This is a genomic window from Pseudomonas sp. PS01297 (assembly GCF_029959305.1).
GTDB lineage: Bacteria > Pseudomonadota > Gammaproteobacteria > Pseudomonadales > Pseudomonadaceae > Aquipseudomonas > Aquipseudomonas helleri.
In genome coordinates this window covers 1-24,785 of sequence record NZ_JASCPQ010000033.1, presented here as the reverse complement: position 1 = coordinate 24,785, position 24,785 = coordinate 1, and the positions used below count along the sequence as shown (strand labels likewise).

Sequence of the window (24,785 nt, the reverse complement as noted above, 5' to 3'; positions counted from 1 at the left end):
CGAATGTTTATTCATATCAAATATGGCTGGGTGGGCCATTCAGTTCATCATGCTTAATGGGATTCGGGTTCCCTTTATTTTGCTGGGTCATGGTTTTGGCGCTGGGTGGAAGCTCAGCCGAGAGTTGGGAGTTTGCAGTAGATTCTTTTTATGCTGTCTGGGGCTACGCTTTATTTATGTGGTTCGCTGGATCAGCTATGTGTTTTTACGTCTGGCTCCAAGCCCACAAACTCTTCACCAAAGTCATCCCCACCCGCTTCAACCGCCAACGCCGTGAAGTCTGTTTTATGCCCGAAGGCGCCACAGAACCTTTGTTCGTCCCTTGGGAATCCCTGTCTGCCTGGGTCGTTCAAGGCCAAAGCGCGACCCAATACGGCGTGACCCGCCACTACGGGATGGGCATGGGCTTTATGCATGAAGGCGAGTTGGTCAGCGTCGAATTCCAGTGCGGCGCTCTGCAACTGGCGATTGCCAATTGGGAGGCTGTGCGCGGTTATATGGAGTACGAACTCAACGATCTGCACGCCATCCAGGACCCGCTTGAGCTTCAGGCTCCCGGCGACCCTTCCCATGAAGGCCTGCACACGTTTCGCAATGCCCGCGCCAGTTTGCACCGGCGTATCCGGGAGAAAGAAGTGGGGTGGGTCTACGGCTTTTTTTGGTACGTCTACCACGTCATGACGTTATGGACCTTGCCCAACCATTTGGTTGAGTGGGAGATAAAACGCATCGCCAAGGTCGGCCGCAAAGCCCTGCCCGAGGCGATGCTTGAGTGGTCCGAGCCGTTGCCGCCCGAGCAATGGGCCAAGCCCAGCGCCGAGTTGGTACGTTTGAGCGCCAAGGTCAAAGCGTTGATCAAACGCTCACCTCGGCGAGCAATCACGGAGATTTTCGCCGAGGTGAACAGGCCTTAAAACGTGTACTGGTACTGCGCCGTGACGCCTTGCTCGCGTGAGCGTTTACCACGTTGGTCGTTCAGGTTCAGGCTTAACGAGCTGCCCCGCGAGAGGCGTGCTACTGCACCGAGGTCCAGTTGCACGGTGCTGCTGAGTGGGGCGCCGGCAATACGCTGGCTGCTGGCGCCGAGCCAGGCAACCTGGGTGGTGGGTTGCAGGTCGCCACTGGCGTGGGTGTAGGCCAGGCCCGCGTTAAAGCTCAACCACGATGGGCCGATATGCCGCTGGCTCAGGTCAACCGTGAAGCGCACGCCCGCAGTGCTCAAGTTCACCGCGCTGCTGCTTTTACTGCCCTGCAAGGCGCTCTGGCCGCCACGCTCGCTGAACCCGTCATTGCGCACCCGCACATGGGCCAGTTGCACATAGGGTTGCAGCGCCCAGGCGTCGTAGTTCAAGCGGTAATTGCCTTCGATAAAAAGCTGTCGGGTGTGGCTGAGGTAATTGGCCGAGAGGCCTTCATCGATGTCGGCAAAACTGACCCGGCGCTTGCTCTGTATCGTGTTGCGCGCATAGGCCAGGCCGCCGTAAAGCCCGAACGCGTTCCAGCTGTGACCCGCATGCAGGCCGAACTGGACAGTGTCGAGCGAGGCTTTGCCCGCGTTCCCGGTGTTGACACGGCCTTGGCTGTTGGCGAACAGCAACCCCGCGCGCGTGCCTTGGTCGAATCCATGGTCGGCGCCGATCATGACTCCGGTGTTGCTGTGGCTGACTTTCGCGGCGTTGCCATCACCGTCGAGTCGGCCGTTTTGATTTAACGCCTGCACCCACAGGCCAGAAGGCGACAGGCCCGATGCGCGGGTCAGGGCGGCATCCCGTATAACGTGGCTGTTTTCCAGCAGCACCGACTGAGTGCTGGCATACAGTTCGCCGCTGAGCTGGTCCAGCGCCCGCTGTGCCGGCTCCGGGAACAATGAGGTCAGGCGCTGTGCCAAAGGTGCAGACATGGGCAGCGCATCGGCAGCCTTGGCCATGGCGCGCTGGTTGGCGCTATTGGCTGCCGACACCAACGGCAGGCCACGGCTGACATCAACCGATAACTGCTCGGCCTCGTGGATTTGGGTGAACCCGAGAAACGGTGAAAACGCCTGATGATCCAGCGCGTCGAATCGGCCATTAATCCCGGCGTCAGCCTGCAACACACGGTAGCGCTGACCCAAGGCGAATACATTCGGCGCAGGCGCCAAACGCAATGTACCGCCCTGCAAATGGGCCGTGCCCGTGACCTGTAGCGCAGGCAGGCCAGGGTTTAGGCCGGGACGGGCGATCAGGGTTGAGCCGGCCTGTTGCTGGTAATCACCGTTTACCGTCAAGGCCCGGTGTTCGCTGCCCGGCATGAGCGTGCCCTGCACGTGGGTGTGGGACAGTTCGCCGTCACCACTGAGCAAACCGGCCGCACCGACCCAAGTCGTGGCGTCGGTCACCCGGCCGTTGATCTGCGCGATGCCGCCGTTAACGTTGAGCGCAGAACCATGCAAGGCGCCATTGAGCCGCAGCAATCCGCCTTCAACCGTGATGTCGCGGGTGAGGTGGTTGGTACCGTCGAATTCCAGAATGCCCTGGTTGAGGGTCGCACCGGCAAAACGGTTATTGCCGCTCAGGCGAAGCCAGCCGGCCCCGTCTTTGTTCAGCCGCCCCGGGCCGTCGATATCATTGCGCCAATCGTCCCAGGCGCCACCCTGCCAGACCACGGCGCCGCCTGCGCGACGGTCCATCTGCACGCGGGTATCGACCCGCAGTTGCCCCGGTCCATCAATGGCTTTTTTGAGGTCGATCAGCCCCCAGCCATACACGTCATCGACACCGGGCGCGCCGAGGTCGTGAGCGGTTGTCAGCAATACATCGCGGATTTGCGGGTTGTCCAGATACGGGAAGCGCTCCATCAACAACCCCAGCGCGCCCGTCACATGCGGCGCGGCCATGGAGGTGCCTGACCAGGTTTCATAAGCAAAGACCGGCCGATCGCCTGTCACTTCAAAGCCATTGACCTCGCCGTCTTCGTCGTACCACTTGTTGACGTCAATCTCGCCGCCGACCACCGACGAGGTGATAGCCGCCCCGGGGGCTGCTACGCACCAGTCCATGCTGTAGCCACAGCGAAATGAGCCGGGTGAAAGGGTCAGGTTCTGGTCCACATTGACCACGCTCAGCCAGTACGGCTCCAGGCCCGCAATGGCCAGCGGTAGCATCGCGATGACACCCGCCATGGGGGCTTGGTCAGGTGAGAGGTTCGGCGTGATTGTATTACCGGCCGCCCAGACCTGAAGCAGCCCGAAATCCAGCGAGCCTTGAGCGACAGAGCGGCCGACGCCCTCACGGTGTTTTGCCAATGCTGCCGTCAGTTGATCAAGGTCGGCGAACTGGTCAGAGAGGTTCCAGCTATGGTTGATCGCGCGTACGTTGTGCGCGTGCATCTGCTTATAGGTGGGCGTGGATGTGTCGAAATGGCCTGGTTCAATGCGCTGGGTTTTTTTGTACACGGGTGGAAGAAAGTTATAGGTGTTGCTGAAGATTCGCGCCGTGTTCAGCGCGGCACCATAGGCCACGCCATGTGTGCCCACACCATCGCGATTAGCCAGCATTGTGCCCGCCACATGGGTGCCGTGCGCTTCATATTCGATGCCGGCCATGTCGAGGTACTCGTCCAAGTCTTCGCTTGAAAGATCGCCAATGGAGACCAGGTAGTGCAGCGCCTCCAATACCTCTGGCGGCAGGTCGTTATAAATGACTTGGGCACGGTCGCCGTTGCTGAAAAAGCAGCCATCAGCTTGCTCGGTGGGCAGCCTCTCACGGGTGCAACCGGGGTCTGCCAAACGGGTAGCACGATGATCTTTACCCGCGAACTCGCCATGGCGAAGGTCGACACCGGAGTCGAATATCCCCAGGTTCACCCCACGACCGCTTAACCCGCGCGCATAGGCGGCGTCTGCCCCGATGGCTTGCAGACCCCAGTCCCGGGTGTATTCCTGGCTGTGCCAACTGACGGCGTCGTGCAAGCGGCCTTGTTCGTGGTAGACCAGGCCGTGTGCTGGCAGCGTCCACAGCCCCGCCAACAGGCCCAAAGTGAGGGTGTTTGCGGGCAATGAACAGGCGCTCGGCAGTGCTCGCCGCCGAGGGTGCGGTACGTTCGACATGGGGATCCTTTGCGTGATTGCTGACGCTGCATAGCGTGGGCAATCTGCAACAGGATGCGTATCGGACGCGGCGGGGTTGGTCGGGAGAGAGGTCCGGGAGTGTCGTAGGGCAAACCGATTATTCAGGGCGCTTCTTACAGATTCTGCGCCAGCATGGCCAGCGCGGCCCCCAGCATCATCAACGCCGCGCCTCTAAACAGGTAGTGCTGAGCGCGTGGGCTGGCGAGCAGGTGGCGGATGCGTACCGCGCCCAGCACAAACAGGCCGCCGACTATAAACAGCACCGCAATGGTCAACGGCACCAGCACGACGCCCCACGTGTGCAGCGACACCGATTCCAGATTGATGACCAGCGGTAACAACGCCAGATAGAACGCGATGGTCTTCGGATTGCCCAGCGTGATGGTCAGGCCGGACAGCCAGGCGCTGAACAGCTCCTGCTTGTTGATCGGCCGACCGAGCACCACCGGCTGCGGTTTCGCCCACCAGAACTGCCAGGCCAGATAGCCCAGGTAAACCGCCGCACACACCCGCACCAAGACAAACAACGCGTCGAAGTAGTGGGCGATCAAGCTAAGGCCAAACACCGCGAAGGACAAATACACCAGGTCGCCCAAGATCAAACCAGACAACAAACTGAAGCCGGGCAGGGCGCCGCCACTCACGCTGCGTGCAACCAGAGCGGCCATACCGGGGCCCGGGATGGCTGCGGCGACGCCCAGTGCGGCGGTGTATGTCAGTGCTTGAGAGAGTTCGAGCATGATCCGGATTCATCCTTGGCTGAGGGTTTGTGTCAATAAGCATATCCCGCAGGCGGTGGGTAAATTGGTCTGTTTCGATTGCTGATTGGCTGAATTAGGGTCAAATTTACCTATAAAAATAATCCACGAGGTATTTATGACCGAGCAGAGCCTAAGCGCCATTGACGCCAAAATTCTTGCCGCCTTGCAGCAGGATGGCCGCACCACCAATCAGACCCTGGCCGATGGCATCGGCATGTCGGCATCACCTTGCTGGCGGCGGGTACGACAACTGGAAGAGCACAAGGTCATTCAGGGCTATCGCGCGGTGCTGGACAGACGCAAGATCGGCCTCGGCGTGCTGGTGTTTGTGCGGGTCACCATTGACCGCCACAGTGAAGTCGAAGCGCGCAAGTTTGAGCAGGAAGTCATGGCCCTTGAAGACGTGGTGGCCTGCTACAGCATCGGCGGCGATGCGGATTTTCTGCTGCAAGTGGTCTCGCGTGACCTGGACACCTTTGCCGACTTTGCCATGTCGGTGATCCGGCGCCTGACCGGGATCAAAGAGATGCAGAGCATGTTTGTGCTCAAGGAAATCAAGCCGTTTGTGGAGTATCCGGTCAAAGGCCCCAAGGGATGATGCGTCGTGATCGTACAACTGGGTGATCTGCACAACGGCATACCCTGCTGTAACGTACGAGACACAAAATTGCGCTGGATCACAAAGCAGCCCTATCCCTGTACGCACTTAAATCCGTAGCTTTAGCCTTTCTGATATTTATTTCATCCAGCGTTTGACCGCTCTAATACGGCCCTTGGCCTACGGTTATCGAGCGGTCTGGGTGCCCCTGTGCGGGTGATTTTAAGAACAGGGATTGACGATAATATTATTAGTTGTACGATGACGTACGACAAACGTGCTGCCGTCATCTAAATCACCCAGGGTGTTCGAATAATGAATCCACAAGAACTGAAGTCCATCCTCTCGTCTGGCCTGCTGTCTTTTCCGCTCACCGATTTCAATGCTCAGGGTGATTTTCACCGTGAGGGCTACATCAAGCGTCTGGAATGGCTGGCCCCTTATGGCGCCTCTGCCCTGTTCGCAGCAGGCGGCACCGGTGAGTTTTTCTCCCTGGCGGCCAGCGAATACTCGCAAGTGATCAAAACCGCGGTAGACACCTGCGCTACCAGCGTGCCGATTCTGGCCGGTGTCGGCGGTTCTACCCGCCAAGCCATCGAATACGCGCAAGAAGCCGAACGCCTGGGCGCCAAAGGGTTGTTGCTGCTGCCGCATTACTTGACCGAAGCCAGCCAGGATGGCGTGGCCGCCCATGTTGAGGCGGTGTGCAAGTCAGTGAACATCGGGGTGGTGGTCTACAACCGCAACGTCTGCCGTCTAACCGCGCCGCTGCTGGAGCGCCTGGCCGAGCGCTGCCCGAATCTGATCGGCTACAAGGACGGCTTGGGCGACATTGAACTGATGGTCTCGATCCGCCGTCGCCTCGGCGACCGCTTCAGCTACCTCGGCGGTTTGCCGACGGCAGAAGTCTATGCTGCAGCGTACAGAGCGCTGGGCGTGCCGGTGTATTCCTCGGCGGTGTTTAACTTCATCCCGAAAACCGCGATGGAGTTCTACCACGCCATTGCCCGCGAAGATCACGACACCGTGGGCAAACTCATCGACGACTTCTTCCTGCCGTACCTGGACATCCGCAACCGCAAAGCGGGCTACGCCGTGAGCATCGTCAAGGCCGGGGCGACCATTTCTGGCCACAGCGCAGGCCCGGTGCGCGCCCCGCTGACCGATTTGTTGCCAGAAGAATACGAAGCGCTGGCCGCCTTGATCGACAAGCAAGGCCCGCAATAAACAAAGCCCAAGGCCGCTGAGCAATCAGCGGCCTTTTGCGTAAAACCAAGGAGCGGGCTTATGACGTTGATTGAACATGCCGACTCGCCGCGCACCATCCGCCTGCACGCGCGGGATAACGTGGCTGTGGTGGTGAATGACCAGGGCGTGCCTGCCGGGACCGAACTGGCGGATGGCCTGGTGACCCTGGACTTTGTGCCGCAAAGCCATAAGGTCACGCTGGTCGATATACCCCAAGGCGGCGAAGTGATTCGCTATGGGCAAACCATTGGCTACGCCTTGCAGCCGATTGCGCAGGGGCGTTGGGTCAATGAAGACCAACTGCGCATGCCCACCGCGCCACCGTTGGACAGCCTGCCGCTGGCCACCGACGTACCGGCTGCACAGGCGCCCCTAGAAGGGTTTACGTTCGAGGGTTATCGCAACGCCGACGGCACTGTGGGCACGCGCAATATTTTGGGCATCACCACCACCGTGCAGTGCGTGACCGGGGTACTGAACCATGCGGTCAAGCGCATCCGCGACGAACTGCTGCCGCATTACCCGAATGTCGATGACGTGGTGGCGCTGACCCACAGCTACGGCTGCGGTGTGGCGATCAGTGCCACCGACGCTTACATCCCGATTCGTACCGTGCGCAATCTGGCGCGCAACCCCAACCTGGGCGGCGAAGCGCTGGTCATCAGCCTTGGCTGCGAAAAACTTCAGGCCGGGCAGGTGATGCACGACAACGACCCTTCGGTGGACCTCAGCGAACCGTGGTTATACCGCTTGCAGGAGGCGAGCCACGGCTTTACCGAAATGATTGAGCAGATCATGGCGCTGGCCGAAACCCGCTTGCAGAAGCTCGATCAGCGTCGCCGCGAAACAGTGCCGGCCAGCGAACTGATCCTCGGCATGCAATGCGGCGGCAGCGATGCGTTTTCCGGGATCACCGCGAACCCGGCATTGGGCTACGCCTCGGACTTGCTGTTGCGGGCCGGGGCAACGGTGATGTTTTCTGAAGTCACCGAAGTGCGCGATGCGATTTACCTGCTGACCTCACGGGCGCAAAGCCAAGCGGTTGCCCAGGAACTGGTGCGTGAAATGGACTGGTACGACCGATACCTGGCCAAAGGCGAGGCCGACCGCAGCGCCAACACCACGCCCGGCAACAAAAAAGGCGGGTTGTCGAACATTGTCGAAAAATCGCTGGGTTCTATCGTCAAGTCCGGCAGCAGCGCCATCAACGGCGTGCTCGGCCCAGGCGAACGCTTTACCCACAAAGGGCTGATTTTTTGTGCCACCCCGGCCAGTGATTTTGTCTGCGGCACTTTGCAACTGGCGGCCGGAATGAACCTGCACGTGTTCACCACCGGGCGTGGCACTCCGTATGGTCTGGCGATGGCGCCAGTGGTGAAAGTCTCGACTCGCACCGAACTGGCGCAGCGCTGGCCGGACCTGATCGACATCGACGCCGGGCGCATCGCCACCGGCCGGGCGAGCATCGAAGAACTGGGTTGGGAGCTGTTCCACTACTACCTGGACGTGGCCAGCGGCAAGAAACACACCTGGGCCGAACAGCACAAACTGCACAACGACCTCACCCTGTTCAACCCGGCGCCCATTACCTGAATCCAACGCATCACCCACTGTAGGAGCGAGCTTGCTCGCGATCTGTTAAACAATCAAAAGATCGCGAGACAAGTGAAGGGATTTACTTGCCCCGCGAACTGCACGGGTAACCATCCGGGCCCGCCGTGCCGGTGCAGGCCCGTTCGGCAGGCAGGGACTTCACCGGCTCGCTCAGGTGATTACGGTTTTGCGCATCACGCTCCAGGTCAAACGCGTCATACAGCTTGCCCGCGGCGGTGTAGCTGCGCACTTCAAGACGTGAGTCTTGCACGTCGATGGTCTGATACAACTGGGTTTCTTCAGCGCTGCGATCCGGTTGCAGGTGCGCCCGGTCATTGAGCCCGTACATCTTCGACCCTGCCACCGAGACCATGTACACCGGGCCCTGCACCTTGCCGCTGGCACGGTCGGCGCGGGAGGCCGCACGCCCGGCTTCGCTGGTCACGCGGCTGTAGCAATGGTCATGACCTTGCAGCACCAGGTCCACCGCGTAGCGCTCAAATAACGGCTTCCAGGCGGCCTTCAACGGTTCGGTGTCTTCGGGGCGGGCGCAGGTGAAAACGGGTTGGTGGTTGACCACAATATTCCAGCGCGCCGGGCTGTTTTTCAGGCTGTTCTCAAGCCATTTGGTTTGCTCGGGCAAGGTGCCCATGTCGAGGGCTGCCGTGCCATCCAGCACGATAAAACGCACGCCCTGGTAATCCATCACATACGTGGTGTTCTTCAGGCCCGGCACGCCGTTGTCCGGCAGCGCGAACTGACGATTCCAGTGCGGGCTCAGGGTACGGCTTTCACTGCCATCAGGGTGTGTCCCGTCCAGGTATTCGTGGTTTCCGATGGCCACCACCTGCGGGATCATCCCGTAGTTATAGCCACCGGCCTGGTTCCACTCGCCCCATTGATCGTCATGCACCAGGTCATCGCGTTGCGACACCAGATCCCCGGCATGCACGATCAGCGCAGGGTTGGCCACACTTCTCAGGGCCTGGCGAATGCTGCGCGAGGCCAGTGACAGAATGTCGTTTTGCACATCGCCCATGTAGATAAAACTGAATGGCTTGAACGTCTCGGCGGCAGTACGGAACTGCAACCATTCGCTCCAGCCTTCAGCACCTTTGACCCGGTACACGTAGGCGGTGTCTGGCTGTAAATCGTGCAGGCGCACCTGATGGTAAAGCGCCGGGCCGTTTTCAGTGTCCAGGCCCAGTTGAGTCCCTTCCAGCGTATGAGCAGCCTTGGCCAGTTGCGGCCCGTCGAGGGCGACCGCCAGTTGCAATTGGCTGGCTTGCTGGTGAGTGTCGGTGCGAAAGGTCACGGCCATTTCCCGTGCAGGATTGGCCCCCGGCGTCAGCACAATCCGATCCGCCAGACCGCTGGCGGCATAGGGTGTCCCGGGTGAATGGGGCAGGGGTGAGGCGGGGGTGGCCGCTGCGCTGTTGATCACAGAAAACAGCGCGAGGGCGAGCAGCGTTGGGCGAATCATGGAGCCTCCTTGAGTGGCGAAATGCGCCCAAGGAAACAAAGCTGCGTGACATCGGGATGACGGTCGGGGGTCGATTCAGCTCGGTTTTCACCGGCTTTTTCGTGCTTTAAAGCAGGGGAGGATTAAACGTTGAGCCCCGGCGGGTCATTTAAGATCAAGCCCATTGGCAGGAGCGAGCATGCCCGCGATCTTTTGGTCCCTGAAAGATCGCGAGGCAGCCCCTGTTTATTTGGCCGTGATCACCGCCAGTTTGGTAATGCCGGCCTTTTCAATCGAGGCCATAAGCTTGGCCACTTCGCCGTAGCTCACCCCGTTGTCGGCCTGCAATTGCACGCGCACATCCGGGTTTTTCGCCTTGGCATCTTGCAGGCTGACCTCCAGCAGGTCCGGTTGAATCTCGTCCTTGTTGATGTACACCTTGCCCTTGTCATCGATGCTCACTACCACCGGATCCTTTTGCTCGATCGGGGCCACGGCCTCGGTTTTCGGCAGGTTGATCGGGATTGCGTTGGTCAGCAGCGGCGCGGTGACGATAAACACCACCAGCAGTACCAGCATCACGTCGACCAGCGGCGTGACGTTGATTTCACTCAGGACTTCATCGTTGTCTTGGGTTGAAAAAGCCATCTCAAGACGCCTCCTTCACTTTGCTTGCACCGGCCGCGGTGTTCAGCACCGGGTGCAAATGCACGCGGAACGAACTCTTCTGGGCCAGGCTGTAGAAGTCGTGAGCAAAGTCATCGAGGTCGGCTGCGGTCAGTTTCAGGCGACGTAAAAAGTAGTTGTACACTAGCACCGCAGGCACCGCGACCGCGATACCGACGCCGGTGGCCACCAGTGCCGCGCCAATCGGCCCGGCCACGGTTTCAAGGCTGGCAGAACCCGCAGCACTGATGCCTTTCAAGGCTGACATGATGCCCCACACCGTGCCGAACAGGCCGATAAAAGGCGAGGTGCTGCCGATACTGGCGAGGATCGCCAGGCCGGTTTCCAGTGAGCGGCGTTCGCGCACGATCTGCTGGCGCAGCGAGCGCTCGAGGCGGTCCTGATGGTTGATGGCGTGAGCAAGGTCAGTGGCTTGCTGGGTATCAGACACCTGGATCGCGGCATAACCGGCCTGGGCAACACGGGCAGCGGCACCCGGCGCGGTGCTGGCCAGCTCTGCTGCGGAGTCAAGGCTGGTGGCGGCCCAGAATTGCTTGAGGAAGCGACGGTCCTGGCTTTTCAGGCGGCCGAACTGCACGCCTTTGAGCAAGAACAGGCCCCAGGTGGCGACCGAGAAAATAATCAGCAGCCAGATAACCGCGTGTTCGATGGATTCAAAAGGGGAAGCGATCAGGTTCATGGTGTGGCTCTCCAACAAAGGCATTAAGTCAGTAGTGCGATGCGCCTTTTGTCAGGTAGCCCGCTGGAACAATCAGGTTCAGTTATTTGATTTTGAAGTCGATGGGTACGCTGACCCAGCCGTCCTGGGCCACGTCGCCCTGTTTGGCCGGGACGAAACTCCAGCGTTTGACGGCCGCCAGGGCGGCGTCATCGAGCTGGGTACGACCGCTGCTTTTTTGTATCTGGATCTCGCCCGGTTTGCCGCTGGCCAACACATGCACCCGCAGCAACACCGTGCCTTCCCAACCTCTGCGCATGGCCAGCGACGGGTATTCCGGCGCCGGGTTATGCAAGTAACCGGCGTTGGCCGAGGCCGGTGTCACCGGTTTTGGCGCAGGCGGTGCCGGTGGCGCCGGGGCGGCCACAGGCGGTGCTGGCGGCGTAGGTGGTTGCTCAACCGGTTTCGGCACGGGTTTGGGCACAGGCTTGACCACAGGTTTTGGCTTGGGCTTGGGCGGCGGTGGAGGCTTGACGGCCAACTCGTCCTCGACGGGCGGAGGCGGCTCAGCGACCGGCTGCACAATCGGCTCAGGCGGTGGTGGCGGTGTTTCGACCACCGGCGCCGGTTGTGAAAACTCAATCGTCATCGGCGGGATCTCCGGCGGCACGATCGGCAGCACCGGCGCCGGGTTCTGGCTGATCCAATAAATCACGGCGCCGTGCAACGCCAGCGCCAACACGCCGATCAGCACCGCTTCCGGGCGGCTCAAAATACGCTTGGGGGTACTTTGCAGCCGCCCCAGCGCCAGCGGTTCGCGATAGGCGCGGCCCAGATCGAGCAAGTCGCCGACCGGTGCCGGGCGCCATAACGCGTCCGGCACAGCGCTCGCGGTGTGGACTTTACCCATTGACTGACTCCGTTTAAAAAATGTTCGTGTTACACCCTCTGCAGGAGCGAGCGCCAAAGGATGATGCACGATATTTCAATAGACTAAAAAAGTCTTAATTAGTATTTAAATATTCGATAAAGCTATATGTGATTTTTTGTTCGATGCGTCTAGATCTTCGCCAACGAGAATTACCCATTGCGAATGTTCAGCGGTTAAGCGCCAGGGAATGACCCTTTCAATGAGTCAAAAAAAGCGCATGATTGCGCGGTCATCCAGGGAAGGGTTGTGCGCATGCAATCGCCGAGTGCTGAATACACCGATCCACCCCGCTGGTTAGTGCTGGCCAAGATCAATGCGCTGTCGGTGCTGTCGCAGATTGTGCAGATCGGCACCATCACGCCGCTGCTGTCCATGTCACTGGAACAGCGAGGCGTCAGCGCAGCGAAAATCGGCGTGGTGGTCAGCGCTTCGTGGATCGCGATTTTGCTGCTGTACAAAATCGTCCCGCGCGTTTTGGGTTCACTCGGCCTGGTCAAGGCCAATGTGCTGAGCGCATTGCTCACCAGCCTGGCGTTGCTGGGCATGACCTTGACTGAGGATCTGCTGCAGATCTTCGGCCTGAACTTTGTGCTGGGCGTGGGGTTGATCTTGCGCTGGATCGCCTGCGATACCTGGATCGTTGCCGTATCGTCGCGCGACGGCCGCGGGCGAGCCATTGGTGTGCATGAAACCCTGATGGGCCTGGGCATTGCGATTGGCCCGTTGCTACTGGTGGTGTTCGGTGTTGACGGCGCGCTGCCGTACTACGCCTGCGCGGCGATCGTGCTGCTATCGGGCGCGCTGGCGCTGACCCTCAAAAGCCACGATTCGCAGCCGCAAACGCCGCAAGAAAAAGCCCATGGCAAATTCTACGGCTTCATCCCCATTGCCTTGGGCGCCGCCTTGATTGCAGGTTTTGCCGAAACCTCTACGGTGTCGTTTCTCGCCCCCTACAGCCTGGCAGCGGGCTACCCGCTGACTGCCGCGACGCTGCTGATCTCCGTGTTCGGGCTGGGCGGCACCTTGCTGCAACTGCCCATCGGCTGGATGGCCGACCGCAGTTCCTACAAAACCGCGCAATTGATCTGCGGGCTGCTGCTCTTGCTGGGCACCTTGGCCATCCCCTTCAGCCAGCCTTTGCCGTGGCTGGCGGCACTGGTGGTGTTTGTCTGGGGCGGAGCGATTGGCGGCATGAACACCGTGGCCGTGATCGAAGCCGCCGATCGCGTCGCCAAGCATCAAGTGTCGACCGCCATGACCGCGATTGCGCTGTTCTACACCTTGGGCGGCGTATTGGGCCCCATCGCCACCGGGGCCGTGGCGACGTACATCAGTGATCAGGCGCTGATGCTGTGCATCGCTGCCGTGGGGGCTGTATTTGCCGCAATGCTGGTGTTTCGAAAAACTGAATAGCCTTCGCGAAAAACCTGTCGGTGGGGGCTTTTATTCCAAAATTAAACACAGCCGATTTTTTTATTCTTTCTCCGCTAAACAGCGTTCAGTCATAGTCCACGCACTGTTGCCCAAGGCGACAGGGCGCACCAAAACTCAAGGACGCCGACAGTAAACCGCTGGCTGAACACCCTACCAAGGAGCGGTGCAGCCGCTTTTTGGCGTGATAGAAATGAGCGTTTCAGGTGCGCAAAATCGCGAACGAATCGGCGAGTTGTTCAAGCTTAATTACCACTGGCTGTGCGCCCGGGTGCGTTCACGTATGGACTGCCCGCATGGCGCTGAAGATATAGCGGCAGAAACGTTTGCGCGCATTTTGACCCTCCCGGACCCCGGCTCATTCCGTGAGCCTCGGGCATTGCTGACGACCATTGCCCAACGCTTAATGTATGAAGGCTGGCGTCGCCGCGATCTGGAGCGGGCGTATCTGCAAACCATGCAGAACATCCCTGAACAGTTCCAACCGGCGCCCGAAGAGCAGTTGATGCTGATCGAGAGCTTGCTGGCCATTGACCAGTTGCTTGATGGCCTCACCAGCCAGGCCAAAGCGGTGTTCTTGCTCAATCAGATTGAAGGGCTGACTTACACCCGTATCTGTGAGCACTTGGGTATTTCGCTCGGCACCGTACACACTTACATGGCTCAGGCATTGCGTTGCTGTTATCAGGTATTTGAATCGTGAGTCGTGGCGCAGGTGCGGTGCTTGAAGACAGTGTGGCTGAAGAGGCCGTCCTGTGGATGGTGCGTTTACAGTCAGGTGAGGTCGACAGCGCAGAGCGCCACGCCTTTGAAGTCTGGCTGGCGACGGACCCTCGGCATGCTGCCGCGTTCAGCCGGATTCAAAAGGGTTTGGGGGCTGCCCAAAGTTCGCCGTGGCGTGGTCGCTCCAGTGCGCCGATCCTGCAGGCGATCAATGCGCCTTCCGGGCGCCGCACGTTCTTGCGCAACGCGCTGGCCTTCGGTGGTCTGGCGTTGTCGATCAGCGTGTTGGGGCGTACGGCTGGCGTGTCATGGCCGTCTGTGGATGAGCTGGAAACCGGCACGGCTGAGCGGCGTACCTGGCAATTGGTCGACGGCAGTCATGTGCAGCTCAATGCACGGAGTCGGGTGGCGACGGCGTTTGTCGACAACCAGCGCCGGTTGCAGCTGTATCAGGGCGAACTGGTGCTGGATGTCACTAAAGATTCCCGTACACCCTTCACCTTACGTACCGCTCAAGGTGTCATCAGCAGCACCGGCGGGCGGCTGATGGTGCGCCAGAACGCCGATGCCACCCGTCTGAGTACATTGGAAGGATCCCTGCGATTGACGCCCAGTAAAGGCTCGAGCATTACGATCGAGCCGCAGCGCAGCGTGCTGTTTAATGACCGGGTGGTTGTTGAACAGCAAGCCATGCGCAAGGGCGAGACGGCCTGGCTCAGTGGCTGGCTTGAAGCGCGCAATCAGCCCTTGGGCGAGGTCGTGGACACCCTTCGCACCTATCGACGGGGCATCGTGCGCCTGGATAACAGTTTGGCGCGCCTGTCTGTCAGCGGGCTGTATCCGTTGGACAATAGCGACCAGACCCTGGAAATGCTCGAGCAGCAGCTACCGATTCGGGTCAATCGTTTTGGCCCTTACTGGATCAGCATTGAGCGTGCGTGAGCGAGTTCTATCGATAGGCGTAAACGATCTAGGGCACCCCTGAAAATTCACTGAAGCAGTTGCTCATGGAAGGTAATCCTCCTTGAGCACAGTGAATTCGAAATGCCGATACCCACTCGTAACTTTGCCCTTGCCCCTCTTGCCTGCGCGCTGCTGTTGAGCCTCGGTGCATTGCCGTCTGCTGCGTTGGCAGATGACCCTGCGAAGGTTGATCAGCGCCTCGAACACTTCACCCTTGAAGCGGGTCCGCTGGCAGATACCTTGCTGGCGATTTCTCGGCAAACCAGCACGCCGATTTCCTTTGACCAAGCCTCATTGGAAGGTCTGGACAGCGTCGCCATTCAGGGTGAGCTGAGCCGTGACCAAGCCATTGACCGGGCCCTGCACAACACTGGTTTGCGTGCCAGCCGCACCGTCAGCGGGGCGATTGTGATTACGCAGGCGGGCGCTAAAACGTCCGCCGTGGCGCCAACTAAAACCGCACCGGTGCAAGCGGCTCATGGCGCTGATCCGACGCTGGCCACGGTGGTGACCCTCGGCACTCGCCGCCAGGATGTCACGGCGCTCAAAAGCCTGGCGCCGGTGGAGCTGATCACCCCTGAACAGATTCAAAACTCGGGGGCCGTAACGCTCAACCAGGCGCTCACGTTGCTGGTGCCCTCGTTCAACTTTCCCCAAGGTCAAAACGCCTCCAAGGGCACCAGCGCCGTGCGCTCGGCCTCACTGCGCGGGCTGAGCCCGGCGTACACCCTGATTCTGGTCAACGGCAAGCGCCGCAACCCTACCGGGCGTTTGTCGGGCGTCGACCCGTGGGGCGCGGACCAACTGGTGGAACTGAACAACATTCCTATCAGTGGTATCGAGCGTGTTGAAGTCTTGAGCGACGGTGCCTCGGCGCAATACGGCTCGGATGCGATTGCCGGGGTGATTAACGTTGTCCTCAAAGAGAAGGACAGCGGGGGCGGCTTGCAAACCCGTTATGGGCAATACAAAAAAGGTGACGGCGAGACACGCAACGCCAATGGATGGTGGGGCACCCGCTTGCCGGGCGACGGGTTTCTGACCCTAAGTGCCGATGGCCTGAGCAACAACCCGGTCGACCGCAGCGGGATCGACAACCAGTACGTCAACGCAGGCCCGTCGGGTGATTTGCGCACGGGGCGATGGGGGCAGGGCGGTCGTGATCAGGGTTCGCTGCTGGCCAACGCGGAGCTGGGCTTGAACGATGAAACCCGGCTGTACTCCACACTCAATTACGCCTACTCGAATAACTTCAACGACGTTAACCCCAACTACTCCACCTCGCGGGACAACATCAAGGCGATCTACCCGGACGGCTTTCAGCCGCGTGTCTCCGAGAAACGCTATGACACCTCCGCTGTGGTCGGTGTGAAGTATGCCGAGGCGTTCCTCGGTAACTTTGACCTGTCGTTGTCGTATGGCAAAAACGAGGTCCGTGGCTATCTGGAGAACAGCCTGAGCCCCAGCTATGGGCTGGCGTCGGCCACTTCTTTCTATCGCGGGGCCAGTGAAAGCAAGACCACCAACCTGGCGCTGGACTGGACCCATGACCTGGATTTCAACTGGGCACCTTCGCCCTGGACGTTGTCGGGCGGCGCGGCTTATCGGCATGAAAACTTTGCCATCAACGACATTGGTGATGAACAGTCCTGGGACTACGGCGGCGGGCTGATTCCTGCCGGGCAACAGGGCGCGGGGCAACGGGCACGGTTTGGTGCAGTGGACATTGCCGGTATCAACCCTGATGACCTGGGGAGCCTGTCGCGCAATGTGGCGGGCGTGTATGCCGGGCTTGAGGGGCACCTGACCGACAAGCTTGAAATAGGCACCGCATTGCGGGCCGAGCACTATTCGGACTTTGGCGACACCGTGAACGGCAAGCTGTCTGCGCGGTATACGTTTACCCCGGCGTTTGCCATTCGTTCGACGTTCAGCACCGGCTACCGGGCGCCGAGCCTGGGACAGTTGTCCACGCAAACCACCACCTACACGGGTAACTGGAGCTTCGACGGCGGCGCGGCAGCACCCGGTCGTACCCGCTTGTTTCGCCCCGGTGACAGCGCAGTGGCGGCCTTTGGCGCCAAAGACCTCGACCCGGTAAAAGCCAAAAACTTCTCGCTTGGTTTTGTCTGGACCCCTGATGAGCGGACATCGTTGACGGTCGATGCTTATCGTATCGACATCGATGGCAACATCCTCGCGACTCAGACCCTGCAAGACCCGGCTGACAACAGCTCGACGGCCGTGCGCGACATTTTGGCCAAGGCTGGTCTGAGCAACTTCTCCGGCGCTTCGTTCTACACCAACGGCTACGACACCCGGACTACCGGCGTTGATGCCCAGCTCAAGCACCGGCTCGACCTGCAACAGTACGGCAGGCTGGACTTGGGGGCGGGCCTGAGCGTGATCGACACCAAGGTCAGCAACGTAAAACAGGGCTCGGTCCTGACCCGCACCGGGACCACGCTGTTTACCCGTGACGTGCTGCGCAACCCGGAAAACGGCACGCCGGAAAACAAGCTCATTTTGTCCAGCGACTACACCCTCGGCAAATGGGGCGTGAACGTACAAGCAACGCGCTTTGGTGAGTACACCTACAACCACCCGACCCTCGAAAGCCGCGACCAGACGTTCAGCCCGCAATGGGTCGTGGACCTTGATGTGCGTTACCAGCTGACCCGCGAGCTGGGCCTGAACGCAGGCGCTAACAACCTGTTCGATACCTACCCCGAGAAATACAAATCGTACAACCAGGTCAACGGGATCAACCGCTACGGCTTCATCGCCCCGGCGGGTGCCTCCGGTGCCTTTTATTACGTGGGTTTGAACTACCAGTTCTAAAACAGGGAGCAGGAGCATGAGTCGTAATAATCCAGGCGCCACGTTGCCTCGCGAAGCGCTTGAACCGGGGCTCAGGCAGCGTTTGTTGATGTATCTGGCCCGCCTGAGCGGGAACCGCGCCAGCCCGCGTGCGCTGATTAAAAGTGCGTGGTTCGTGCCGTTTTTTGCGGTGATCGCGGTCTTGTTTGTGTGGCCTTTGATCATGCTGGTGGTCGGCGCGTTTCGCAGCAGTGCACCGTTTCTGCCGGGTGAGTGGACGCTGGCTGCCTGGCAAGTGGCGTTCCATAACCCGGGCATGCTCGCGGCGATCTGGGCGTCAGTGAAGATCGCCGTGGTCAGCACTGTGGCCTCGCTGTTTTTTGCCATCGCCCTGGCGTTTATCAGCGAGCGCACGGACCTGTGGATACGCCGCTGGATCATGCCGTGCATGCTGTTGGTGTTTGTCACGCCGGGCATTTTCTACGCCATTGCCTTCACCCAGTTGGCCAACCCCTGGACCGGGTTGCTTAATGACGCGTTGCGCTATGGCTTGGGCGTTGAAACACCATGGCTGAACGTTCAAGGCTGGTGGGGGATTTACACGGTCCTGATCCTTAAAAAGGTCGCCCTGACGTATTTGTTTATCGTGGGGGCATTCCGCGCATTGGACAGCTCGCACGATGAGGCGTCGTACCTGTCTGGAGCGGGGCCGTTTCGTACCTTTCTTAGCATCAACCTGCCCAGCCTGGCCCCCGCGCTGACCAGCGTTGCGTTGCTGGGGATCATTGCCGGGCTGCAGGTGTTTGAGCCGATTCTGATTCTCGGCGGGCCAGACAACATTGTGGTGATGGCCACCTTGCTGCTTAACCTGGTAGGGGGCGGAGCCGGACCTGCCGATTATGCACAGGCGAGTATTTTGTCGAGCCTGTTTGTCGCGTTTATTGCGCTGATCTACATGGGCCAACTACGGGTTCTGGGGCGCAAGGGCTACGTGTCAGTCAGCGGCAAGTTTTCCCGTGCCAGGCTCCTGCGTTTGCGCGGCTTTCGCTCATTGATCTGCGTGCTGGTGCTGCTGTTTTTAGTGCTTTCGTTTGTTTTGCCGCTGGGGGCTTTGGCGTTCTCGTCGATCCAGCCTTACCCGGGGGTTTATAGCGATTTGTCGCTGGCGCGCTACATCAGCGTGCTGGAGCAGCCCCGAGTGATCGAAGCGATCCGCGTGACGCTGGTGCTGGGGGTGATTGTCGGTGCGGTGGTCATGACCCTGGCCTTCAGCGTCGCAACTCTGTCTCGCCAACTGGGGCGTCGCAGCCAGGCAGCGCTGCGCTTTGCCACGTTAATCCCGCTGGCCATGCCGGGTGTGGTCACCACCGTTGCGATCTCCTGGGCCTGGCTGAGCATCCCTGCCTTTGCCCAGTTGTATGGCTCGATCTGGCTGGTGGCACTGGCGTTGATCGTCACGGCCATGCCCTTCGCCAGCCAGATCGCCTTGTCGGCAACCTCGCAGATCGCACCGTCCTTGTCCGAGGCTGCGCGCATGAGTGGCGCCGGGCCTGTCCAGACCTTTTTTGAGATCGTGCTGGCGCTCGCTGCCCCGAGTTTTATTGCCGGTTGGTTCATGAGTGCGTTGATGGTCTCGGGCAATCTGGAAGTTCCGCTGCTGCTCAAGTCCCCCGGGGTGAATACCTTGGCGGTGATCACCTACAACCTGCAAAGCGCAGGCGACTACAGCATGGCCGCTGCGCTGCTCATGGTGCTGATGGCGTTCTCGATTTTCCTGTGGGGCGCGAGCCTGTTGACCCTGTGGATCTTCCGCCGTGCGCGGCACCTCAATAACCATCGCAACAAGCAACGTGCCCTGGCCCTGGCCGCGGGTACAACGGGAGGTCTCTGAGCATGAGCCGTGTAATTCTCAAGAATATCCGTAAAGCCTTCGATGGTCGGGTCAATGCCATTGAGCATCTGGATCTGCAGATCGAAGCCGGAGAATTTTTCGTGTTGCTGGGCCCCAGCGGCTGCGGCAAAACCACCACGCTGCGCTGCATTGCGGGGCTGGAAGAACCCGACAGCGGGCAAATCCTGCTCGGTGAACGTGCTGTGGCGGATGTGCAGCAAGGCCTGTTTGTGGCCCCCGAGAAACGCAACATCGGAATGGTGTTTCAGAACTACGCGTTGTGGCCGCACATGACCGTACGGCAAAACGTCAGTTACCCGCTCAAGACCCGCACCCGTCTCGGTGAAGCCCAGCAGCGGCAAGTGATTGAGGCGCTGCAACTGGTCGGCTTGCACGATCATGCCGAGCGCTACCCGGCAGAGCTGTCCGGTGGTCAGCAGCAGCGCGTGGCGTTGGCAAGAGCCTTGGTCGCCCGGCCCGGGCTGATGCTGTTCGATGAGCCGCTATCGAACATGGACGCCCAACTGCGCATTCGTCTGCGTCAGGACCTGCGACGCATTCATGATGAGCTGGGCTACACGGCGGTCTATGTCACCCACGACCATGCCGAGGCTTTGGCGCTGGCTGATCGCATCGCCGTCATGAACGTCGGCAAGCTGGAGCAGGTGGGCACGCCGAGTGAGATATTCCTGACCCCGCGTACGCACTTTGTCGCGGAGTTTGTCGGCTTCGAAAATATCCTGCGTGGCCAGATCAGCGCCGCATCTGACGGCGTGGCAAAGGTGCCGCTCAGTGGTAGCGATCAGTGGCTGGCCTCCAGTAATCCAGCCGGTCTTTTGCCCGGTGCAGCGGTATGGCTGGCCCTGCGTGCCGCACAAGTGGTGGCAGTCCCGCTTGAGCACCCGGCGCCAGCCAATGCGACGGTGCTTGCGGGCGTCATTTCGCAGATCACCTATGCCGGCGACCGCTATCTGGCGCAAGCACAGGTTCAAGGCCTTACCTTGGCCGTGACGTTGGCGCTGGATGTGTGGGGCACCACGGCCCACACCCGTGAGTCGTTGAGCGGGCGCGCGGTGAACCTGTTGATCCAGCCGGGTGCTGCGGTGCTTATGCCGCGCGACGAGAGCTCCGAAACCCTTGTTGCAGAGCCCGTAGCCACCGGCCGGGAGGCCGCATGAGGCGCCTTCCTTACAGCGTGCGGCTGTTGCTGGTGGTCGGTGTGCTGATGGGGGTGTTTGCCCTCGGCACCCGCCAAGCGGCGTTTACCGATGAAGAGGTGACTCAGCGCACCCGCGCATTGACCGGCACCGCCCAGCAACAGGCCGACATGGAAGCCCTGTATCACGCGGCGATCAAAGGCGGCGAGCAACAGGTGGTGATGTATCAGGCGGCGATGGATTACGAGTGGCAGCCGTTGTGGTCGCGTTTTAGCCAAGCCTTTCCGGGTATTCGCGTGACCTATATGCACCTGTCGCCCACGGCGGTTACAGATCGGCTGGACGTCGAAAAAGTCACCGGCGCGCACTACGGCGATCTGATCAGCCAGCCGGTCAACGTGGTGATGGACATCGCCGATCGCGGCTATCTGGAAGGCTGGACGCCGAGCAGCAGCGCCTCGTTGGAGCCCATCTGGCGCTACAAGGACCAGGTCTACTTCACCTTCAACAAGGTGTATGGGCTGGGTTACAGCACGCGCCGTGTAGGGGGCGAAACCCTGCCTGTGGATGTCGCGCAACTGCTCGACGATAAATGGCGCAACAGTTTTGAGTATGGCGCGCCGGGTGGCGGTGCAGGCACCACCGACGTGGCTCTGCTGCAACTGCTGACGCGTCAGCGCATCGACCTTCAGCAGTTGCGTGAGCTCCGCGATCGCGGCGGGGCGGGCGGTGCGCAAGAGGCCGGGGTGATCAGCCTCGCCCAAGGTCGTCGGGCGCTGAACCCGTGGGCCTACCTGCCACCGTTGCTGCGTCAACAACGGCTGGGGGTGCCGATCGCCATTGAATACCCGGCGGACTTCACCTTGCTGGTGCCCTTTGGTCAGGGGCTGGTCAGGCAGCCTGCGCACCCGAACGCTGCGCGTTTATTGCTGACCTGGCTGATGACCCCTGACGCCCAGGCCCTGCTGGCCAGCGAAGCCTATTCATTGGGCAATTTGCCGGGTGCGCCGCTCCCGCCAGGGTTACCAGAAGAGGCCGCGCACACCGCCCGGCTCAACATGCTCAGCCCCCAGGAAACCGCCCGCGGCCTTAAAGAGTGGGTGCCGAAACTGCGCGCGCTTTGGCAGCAAACCCTATGAGCCAACCCTTCAAGGAACTTCACATGACCGAAGCCAGCAAGCATGCAGCGTTCTCGCTGGATGCCACACCGCAACGCGCCTTATCAACCTTACCCGAGATCGCATCATGACTCACTTGCCTACCGTCCCTGATGTACCTGCCGAGATCGACGAAATCGTCGCCTGGCACAGCCATATTTATTTTTCTGAAGAGACACGCGCAATCGCCGAGCGCCTGAATGAAGAGCTTCAGGACCGCTTCAAAATATGGGATTACCGCTGGCTCGACCAGGCCAATGGGCTGCACCCCTCACCGATGTTTCGTTTCGCGATTCTTAAAGAGGACTTCGAGCGTTATGTGTACTGGTTGCTGGAAGCGCGCCAAGGCTTGAGCGTGCTGCTGCATGCGATTACCGAAAACGTCTACATCGACCATTCGTATCTGACGCTATGGTTTGGCAAGCAACTGGAGTTGGGGCTCGACAGCATGCGTGAAAAAGAAGCCCAACGCCTTGCCGGTGAGCAGACCGAAGTCAACAGCGTGTTGCTGGTGGGCCAGCAGCGCCACCTGGCGGGGACCGTGCGTTACCGCCCCGGTGATGACACCTACAAAACCCGCGAATGGCCACCCGTTGCAAGCGTCTGATCCTCTCGATAACACAGCCCTCCCACTGAGGGCTGTGCCAACAACAACCGGTCAACCGGTCTGTCTGAACCAAGGAATACCATGACGTCGACCACGACTTCTGACTCGCACATCCCCGAACTGGCCTCGAGCCCGTTTCGTTTTACGTTGCAATTTGCCCGCTATTTCATGCGCTGGTACGTGTTGATCGTGATCTTGCAGGTGGTGTCTTCGGCCTGCGGCGTGACGGTTTCCCTGGCATTGGGTGAGGTGGTTGGGGTGCTCAGCCACAGCCTCAATGGGCCGCGTGATTTAAGTGCCATCTGGCCACCTTTGGCGCTGTTCATAGCGTTGAACCTGGGTGAACTGGTGTTCGGGCGCATCGCCGGATTCTGCCGGGTGCACGTTGCGCCGCTGCAAAGGACCCGCGTCACGGCGCACTTGTTTGCCTACCTCCAGCATCACTCCCAACGCTACATCGGCAGCAACTTCGCCGGCTCACTGGCCAATCGCATTTCCGAAACGTCGATGGGCGTCAACATGACGCTGTGGGCGTTGATCTTCGATGTGTTGCCGGTGCTGGTGACGCTGACCGTGGCGGTGATCATTCTGGCGACGGCCAGCCCCATGCTGGCCATGTTCACGTTTGTCTGGTCTGTGGTGTTTGTATTGTGCTCGTACTTGCTAGCGCGCCGTTGCCAGCCGTACTCACGTTCGTTTTCTGCGGCGCGCAGTGAAACCACGGGGCGTGTCGTGGACGCCGTGAGCAACCTGACGGCCGTGCGGCTGTTTGCCCGTATCGGTTTCGAACGTGCGCATTTGCAGCAGTTTTTGTCCCGTGAAGTCCAGGCGGCGCGACAGTCATTTGGCTTTAACGAAAAAATTGTCCTGTTCCAGATGAGTGCTTCGCTGGTGCTCAAAGTCGGTTTGTTGGGCTTTGCGCTGTGGTTATGGCAGCAAGGCAGCATCGGTGTGCCGGAGTTCGTGATGAGCACCACCCTGTCATTTGTCGTCATTGCCGAAGCGCGCAACATCAGCAGGCGCTTTCTTGATTTGTTCGAATACATCGGCAACATCGAAAACGGCGTCAAAACCATTGTGGTGCCCCATGAGATCGTCGATGACCAACAGGCGCGTGATATCAAAATCGTCAGTGGCAGTATTGAAGTGCGCAACCTGACCTTTGGTTACCAGGCTGGCCAAGTGCTGTTTCACAACCTGAACCTGGTGATTCCGGCCGGGCAACGTGTGGGCCTGGTCGGCTATTCGGGGTCTGGCAAGTCAACGTTATTAAACTTGTTATTACGCCAATACGACCCGCAACAAGGCGCCATCAGCATTGACGGCAAAGACATCCGGCACTTCACCCAGCACTCCTTGCACTCACAGATAGGCTTGATTCCTCAGGAACCCGGGCTGTTCCATCGCAGCCTGCTGGACAACATCCGCTACGGTAATCCGGACGCCAGTGAACGGGATGTAGAGTCGGCCGCCCGGCAGGCTCACGCCCATGACTTCATTGCAAAAATGGACCGCCAATACCATTCGCTGGTGGGCGAGCGCGGGGTTCGATTGTCAGGCGGCCAGCGTCAACGGGTGGCCATCGCGCGGATCATCATCAAGAACGCGCCCATTTTGATCATGGACGAGGCAACGGCCAGCCTGGACTCCATCACCGAGCAGGCGATTCAGGACACCCTGACGGACGTGATGCAGGACAAAACCGTGATCGTGGTGGCGCATCGGCTGTCGACGGTGGCGCAACTGGATCGGATCTTGTTCTTTGATAACGGCAAAATCATTGAAGATGGCACCCACGACGAACTGCTGAAACGGCCCAATGGTGCGTACCGTCGCCTGTGGGAGCGTCAGGTGGGCGGTGTGTTACCGCTGCATCCCAGTCGGACGTAGCCTCGCAAAACTCGTCAACTGCTACGCCGGGCACCGCAAAACCTGTAGGAGCGAGCTTGCCTCGCGATCTTTTTAGGATGAAAATATCGCGAGGCAAGCT

General features: G+C 60.0%; 19 protein-coding genes. 13 read left to right on the top strand and 6 right to left on the bottom strand.

Translation table 11 applies throughout. The features are described from left to right. The first annotated feature begins 89 nt into the window (after nt 1-89). A complete protein-coding gene (locus QMX84_RS12080) occupies nt 90-914 on the top strand; it encodes a hypothetical protein (RefSeq protein WP_282363899.1) in 825 nt (274 codons plus the stop codon). Here QMX84_RS12080 and QMX84_RS12075 read toward each other — a convergent pair. After that, complete coding sequence (locus tag QMX84_RS12075) at nt 911-4,087, bottom strand: autotransporter serine protease (RefSeq protein ID WP_282363886.1); 3,177 nt, start codon at nt 4,085-4,087, stop codon at nt 911-913. The genes QMX84_RS12080 and QMX84_RS12075 overlap by 4 nt on opposite strands. Nucleotides 4,088-4,221: 134 nt before the next feature. Then, entirely contained in the window at nt 4,222-4,848 is a 627-nt protein-coding gene (locus tag QMX84_RS12070) for a LysE family translocator (RefSeq protein WP_282363885.1), read from the bottom strand. A 136-nt stretch (nt 4,849-4,984) separates the two neighbouring features. On the opposite strand from QMX84_RS12070, the gene QMX84_RS12065 reads away from it, so the two are divergent. The 3 genes from QMX84_RS12065 to garD all read left to right on the top strand — a co-directional run bounded on the left by QMX84_RS12065 (nt 4,985) and on the right by garD (nt 8,308). Then, on the top strand, nt 4,985-5,467 hold the full coding sequence (locus QMX84_RS12065; protein WP_282363884.1) for an Lrp/AsnC family transcriptional regulator: 483 nt from the start codon (nt 4,985-4,987) through the stop codon (nt 5,465-5,467). Between the two features lie 315 nt (nt 5,468-5,782). After that, entirely contained in the window at nt 5,783-6,694 is a 912-nt protein-coding gene (kdgD, locus tag QMX84_RS12060) for a 5-dehydro-4-deoxyglucarate dehydratase (protein ID WP_153391155.1), read from the top strand. A 60-nt stretch (nt 6,695-6,754) separates the two neighbouring features. Further along, a complete protein-coding gene (gene garD, locus QMX84_RS12055; RefSeq protein WP_282363883.1) occupies nt 6,755-8,308 on the top strand; it encodes a galactarate dehydratase in 1,554 nt (517 codons plus the stop codon). An 82-nt stretch (nt 8,309-8,390) separates the two neighbouring features. On the opposite strand, the gene QMX84_RS12050 is transcribed toward garD, so the two are convergent. The 4 genes from QMX84_RS12050 to QMX84_RS12035 form a co-directional block, all read right to left on the bottom strand. Next, complete coding sequence (locus QMX84_RS12050; RefSeq protein WP_262123417.1) at nt 8,391-9,791, bottom strand: metallophosphoesterase family protein; 1,401 nt, start codon at nt 9,789-9,791, stop codon at nt 8,391-8,393. 225 nt (nt 9,792-10,016) lie between these two features. Beyond that, nucleotides 10,017-10,418 carry a biopolymer transporter ExbD gene (locus tag QMX84_RS12045; RefSeq protein WP_048372930.1) on the bottom strand — a complete coding sequence of 134 codons (402 nt, stop codon included), beginning with the start codon at nt 10,416-10,418 and terminating at the stop codon, nt 10,017-10,019. A 1-nt stretch (nt 10,419) separates the two neighbouring features. Further along, complete coding sequence (locus QMX84_RS12040; RefSeq protein WP_153335550.1) at nt 10,420-11,136, bottom strand: MotA/TolQ/ExbB proton channel family protein; 717 nt, start codon at nt 11,134-11,136, stop codon at nt 10,420-10,422. 82 nt (nt 11,137-11,218) lie between these two features. Beyond that, entirely contained in the window at nt 11,219-12,025 is an 807-nt protein-coding gene (locus tag QMX84_RS12035) for an energy transducer TonB (RefSeq protein ID WP_262123422.1), read from the bottom strand. 273 nt (nt 12,026-12,298) lie between these two features. Between QMX84_RS12035 and QMX84_RS12030 the strand changes: the two genes are divergently transcribed. From QMX84_RS12030 to QMX84_RS11990, 9 genes are all read left to right on the top strand, one after another. Then, on the top strand, nt 12,299-13,459 hold the full coding sequence (locus QMX84_RS12030; RefSeq protein ID WP_282363882.1) for an MFS transporter: 1,161 nt from the start codon (nt 12,299-12,301) through the stop codon (nt 13,457-13,459). Nucleotides 13,460-13,670: 211 nt separating this feature from the next. Continuing rightward, nucleotides 13,671-14,180, top strand: coding sequence for a sigma-70 family RNA polymerase sigma factor (locus QMX84_RS12025; protein WP_048385783.1), 510 nt, complete (start codon nt 13,671-13,673; stop codon nt 14,178-14,180). After that, on the top strand, nt 14,177-15,142 hold the full coding sequence (locus QMX84_RS12020; protein WP_262123426.1) for a FecR family protein: 966 nt from the start codon (nt 14,177-14,179) through the stop codon (nt 15,140-15,142). Before QMX84_RS12025 ends, QMX84_RS12020 begins: the two co-directional genes overlap by 4 nt. A gap of 102 nt (nt 15,143-15,244) precedes the next feature. Continuing rightward, nucleotides 15,245-18,004: a TonB-dependent receptor gene (locus tag QMX84_RS12015; RefSeq protein WP_262123428.1), complete on the top strand. Its 2,760-nt coding sequence runs from the start codon at nt 15,245-15,247 to the stop codon at nt 18,002-18,004. Between the two features lie 16 nt (nt 18,005-18,020). Beyond that, nucleotides 18,021-19,874 carry an iron ABC transporter permease gene (locus QMX84_RS12010; RefSeq protein ID WP_262123430.1) on the top strand — a complete coding sequence of 618 codons (1,854 nt, stop codon included), beginning with the start codon at nt 18,021-18,023 and terminating at the stop codon, nt 19,872-19,874. Between the two features lie 2 nt (nt 19,875-19,876). Next, entirely contained in the window at nt 19,877-21,052 is a 1,176-nt protein-coding gene (locus QMX84_RS12005) for an ABC transporter ATP-binding protein (protein WP_282363881.1), read from the top strand. After that, nucleotides 21,049-22,170, top strand: coding sequence for an ABC transporter substrate-binding protein (locus QMX84_RS12000; RefSeq protein ID WP_262123434.1), 1,122 nt, complete (start codon nt 21,049-21,051; stop codon nt 22,168-22,170). The genes QMX84_RS12005 and QMX84_RS12000 overlap by 4 nt, the downstream gene beginning before the upstream one ends. 106 nt (nt 22,171-22,276) lie before the next feature. Then, entirely contained in the window at nt 22,277-22,795 is a 519-nt protein-coding gene (locus tag QMX84_RS11995; RefSeq protein WP_262123436.1) for a DOPA 4,5-dioxygenase family protein, read from the top strand. Between the two features lie 81 nt (nt 22,796-22,876). Continuing rightward, the gene (locus QMX84_RS11990; RefSeq protein WP_282363880.1) at nt 22,877-24,685 is read left to right on the top strand and encodes an ABC transporter ATP-binding protein; all 1,809 of its coding nucleotides are present in this window, start codon (nt 22,877-22,879) and stop codon (nt 24,683-24,685) included. Nucleotides 24,686-24,785: the final 100 nt, after the last annotated feature.

Coding starts and splice junctions, on each gene's coding strand:
- QMX84_RS12005 (WP_282363881.1), top strand. CDS start 19,877: ATGAGCCGTGTAATTCTCAAGAATATCCGTAAAGCCTTCGATGGTCGG.
- QMX84_RS12045 (WP_048372930.1), bottom strand. CDS start 10,418: ATGGCTTTTTCAACCCAAGACAACGATGAAGTCCTGAGTGAAATCAAC.
- garD (WP_282363883.1), top strand. CDS start 6,755: ATGACGTTGATTGAACATGCCGACTCGCCGCGCACCATCCGCCTGCAC.
- QMX84_RS12075 (WP_282363886.1), bottom strand. CDS start 4,087: ATGTCGAACGTACCGCACCCTCGGCGGCGAGCACTGCCGAGCGCCTGT.
- QMX84_RS12030 (WP_282363882.1), top strand. CDS start 12,299: ATGCAATCGCCGAGTGCTGAATACACCGATCCACCCCGCTGGTTAGTG.
- QMX84_RS12010 (WP_262123430.1), top strand. CDS start 18,021: ATGAGTCGTAATAATCCAGGCGCCACGTTGCCTCGCGAAGCGCTTGAA.
- QMX84_RS12000 (WP_262123434.1), top strand. CDS start 21,049: ATGAGGCGCCTTCCTTACAGCGTGCGGCTGTTGCTGGTGGTCGGTGTG.
- QMX84_RS12080 (WP_282363899.1), top strand. CDS start 90: ATGGTTTTGGCGCTGGGTGGAAGCTCAGCCGAGAGTTGGGAGTTTGCA.
- QMX84_RS12015 (WP_262123428.1), top strand. CDS start 15,245: ATGCCGATACCCACTCGTAACTTTGCCCTTGCCCCTCTTGCCTGCGCG.
- QMX84_RS12065 (WP_282363884.1), top strand. CDS start 4,985: ATGACCGAGCAGAGCCTAAGCGCCATTGACGCCAAAATTCTTGCCGCC.
- QMX84_RS12025 (WP_048385783.1), top strand. CDS start 13,671: ATGAGCGTTTCAGGTGCGCAAAATCGCGAACGAATCGGCGAGTTGTTC.
- QMX84_RS12035 (WP_262123422.1), bottom strand. CDS start 12,025: ATGGGTAAAGTCCACACCGCGAGCGCTGTGCCGGACGCGTTATGGCGC.
- QMX84_RS11990 (WP_282363880.1), top strand. CDS start 22,877: ATGACGTCGACCACGACTTCTGACTCGCACATCCCCGAACTGGCCTCG.
- QMX84_RS12070 (WP_282363885.1), bottom strand. CDS start 4,848: ATGCTCGAACTCTCTCAAGCACTGACATACACCGCCGCACTGGGCGTC.
- QMX84_RS11995 (WP_262123436.1), top strand. CDS start 22,277: ATGACTCACTTGCCTACCGTCCCTGATGTACCTGCCGAGATCGACGAA.
- QMX84_RS12050 (WP_262123417.1), bottom strand. CDS start 9,791: ATGATTCGCCCAACGCTGCTCGCCCTCGCGCTGTTTTCTGTGATCAAC.
- QMX84_RS12040 (WP_153335550.1), bottom strand. CDS start 11,136: ATGAACCTGATCGCTTCCCCTTTTGAATCCATCGAACACGCGGTTATC.
- kdgD (WP_153391155.1), top strand. CDS start 5,783: ATGAATCCACAAGAACTGAAGTCCATCCTCTCGTCTGGCCTGCTGTCT.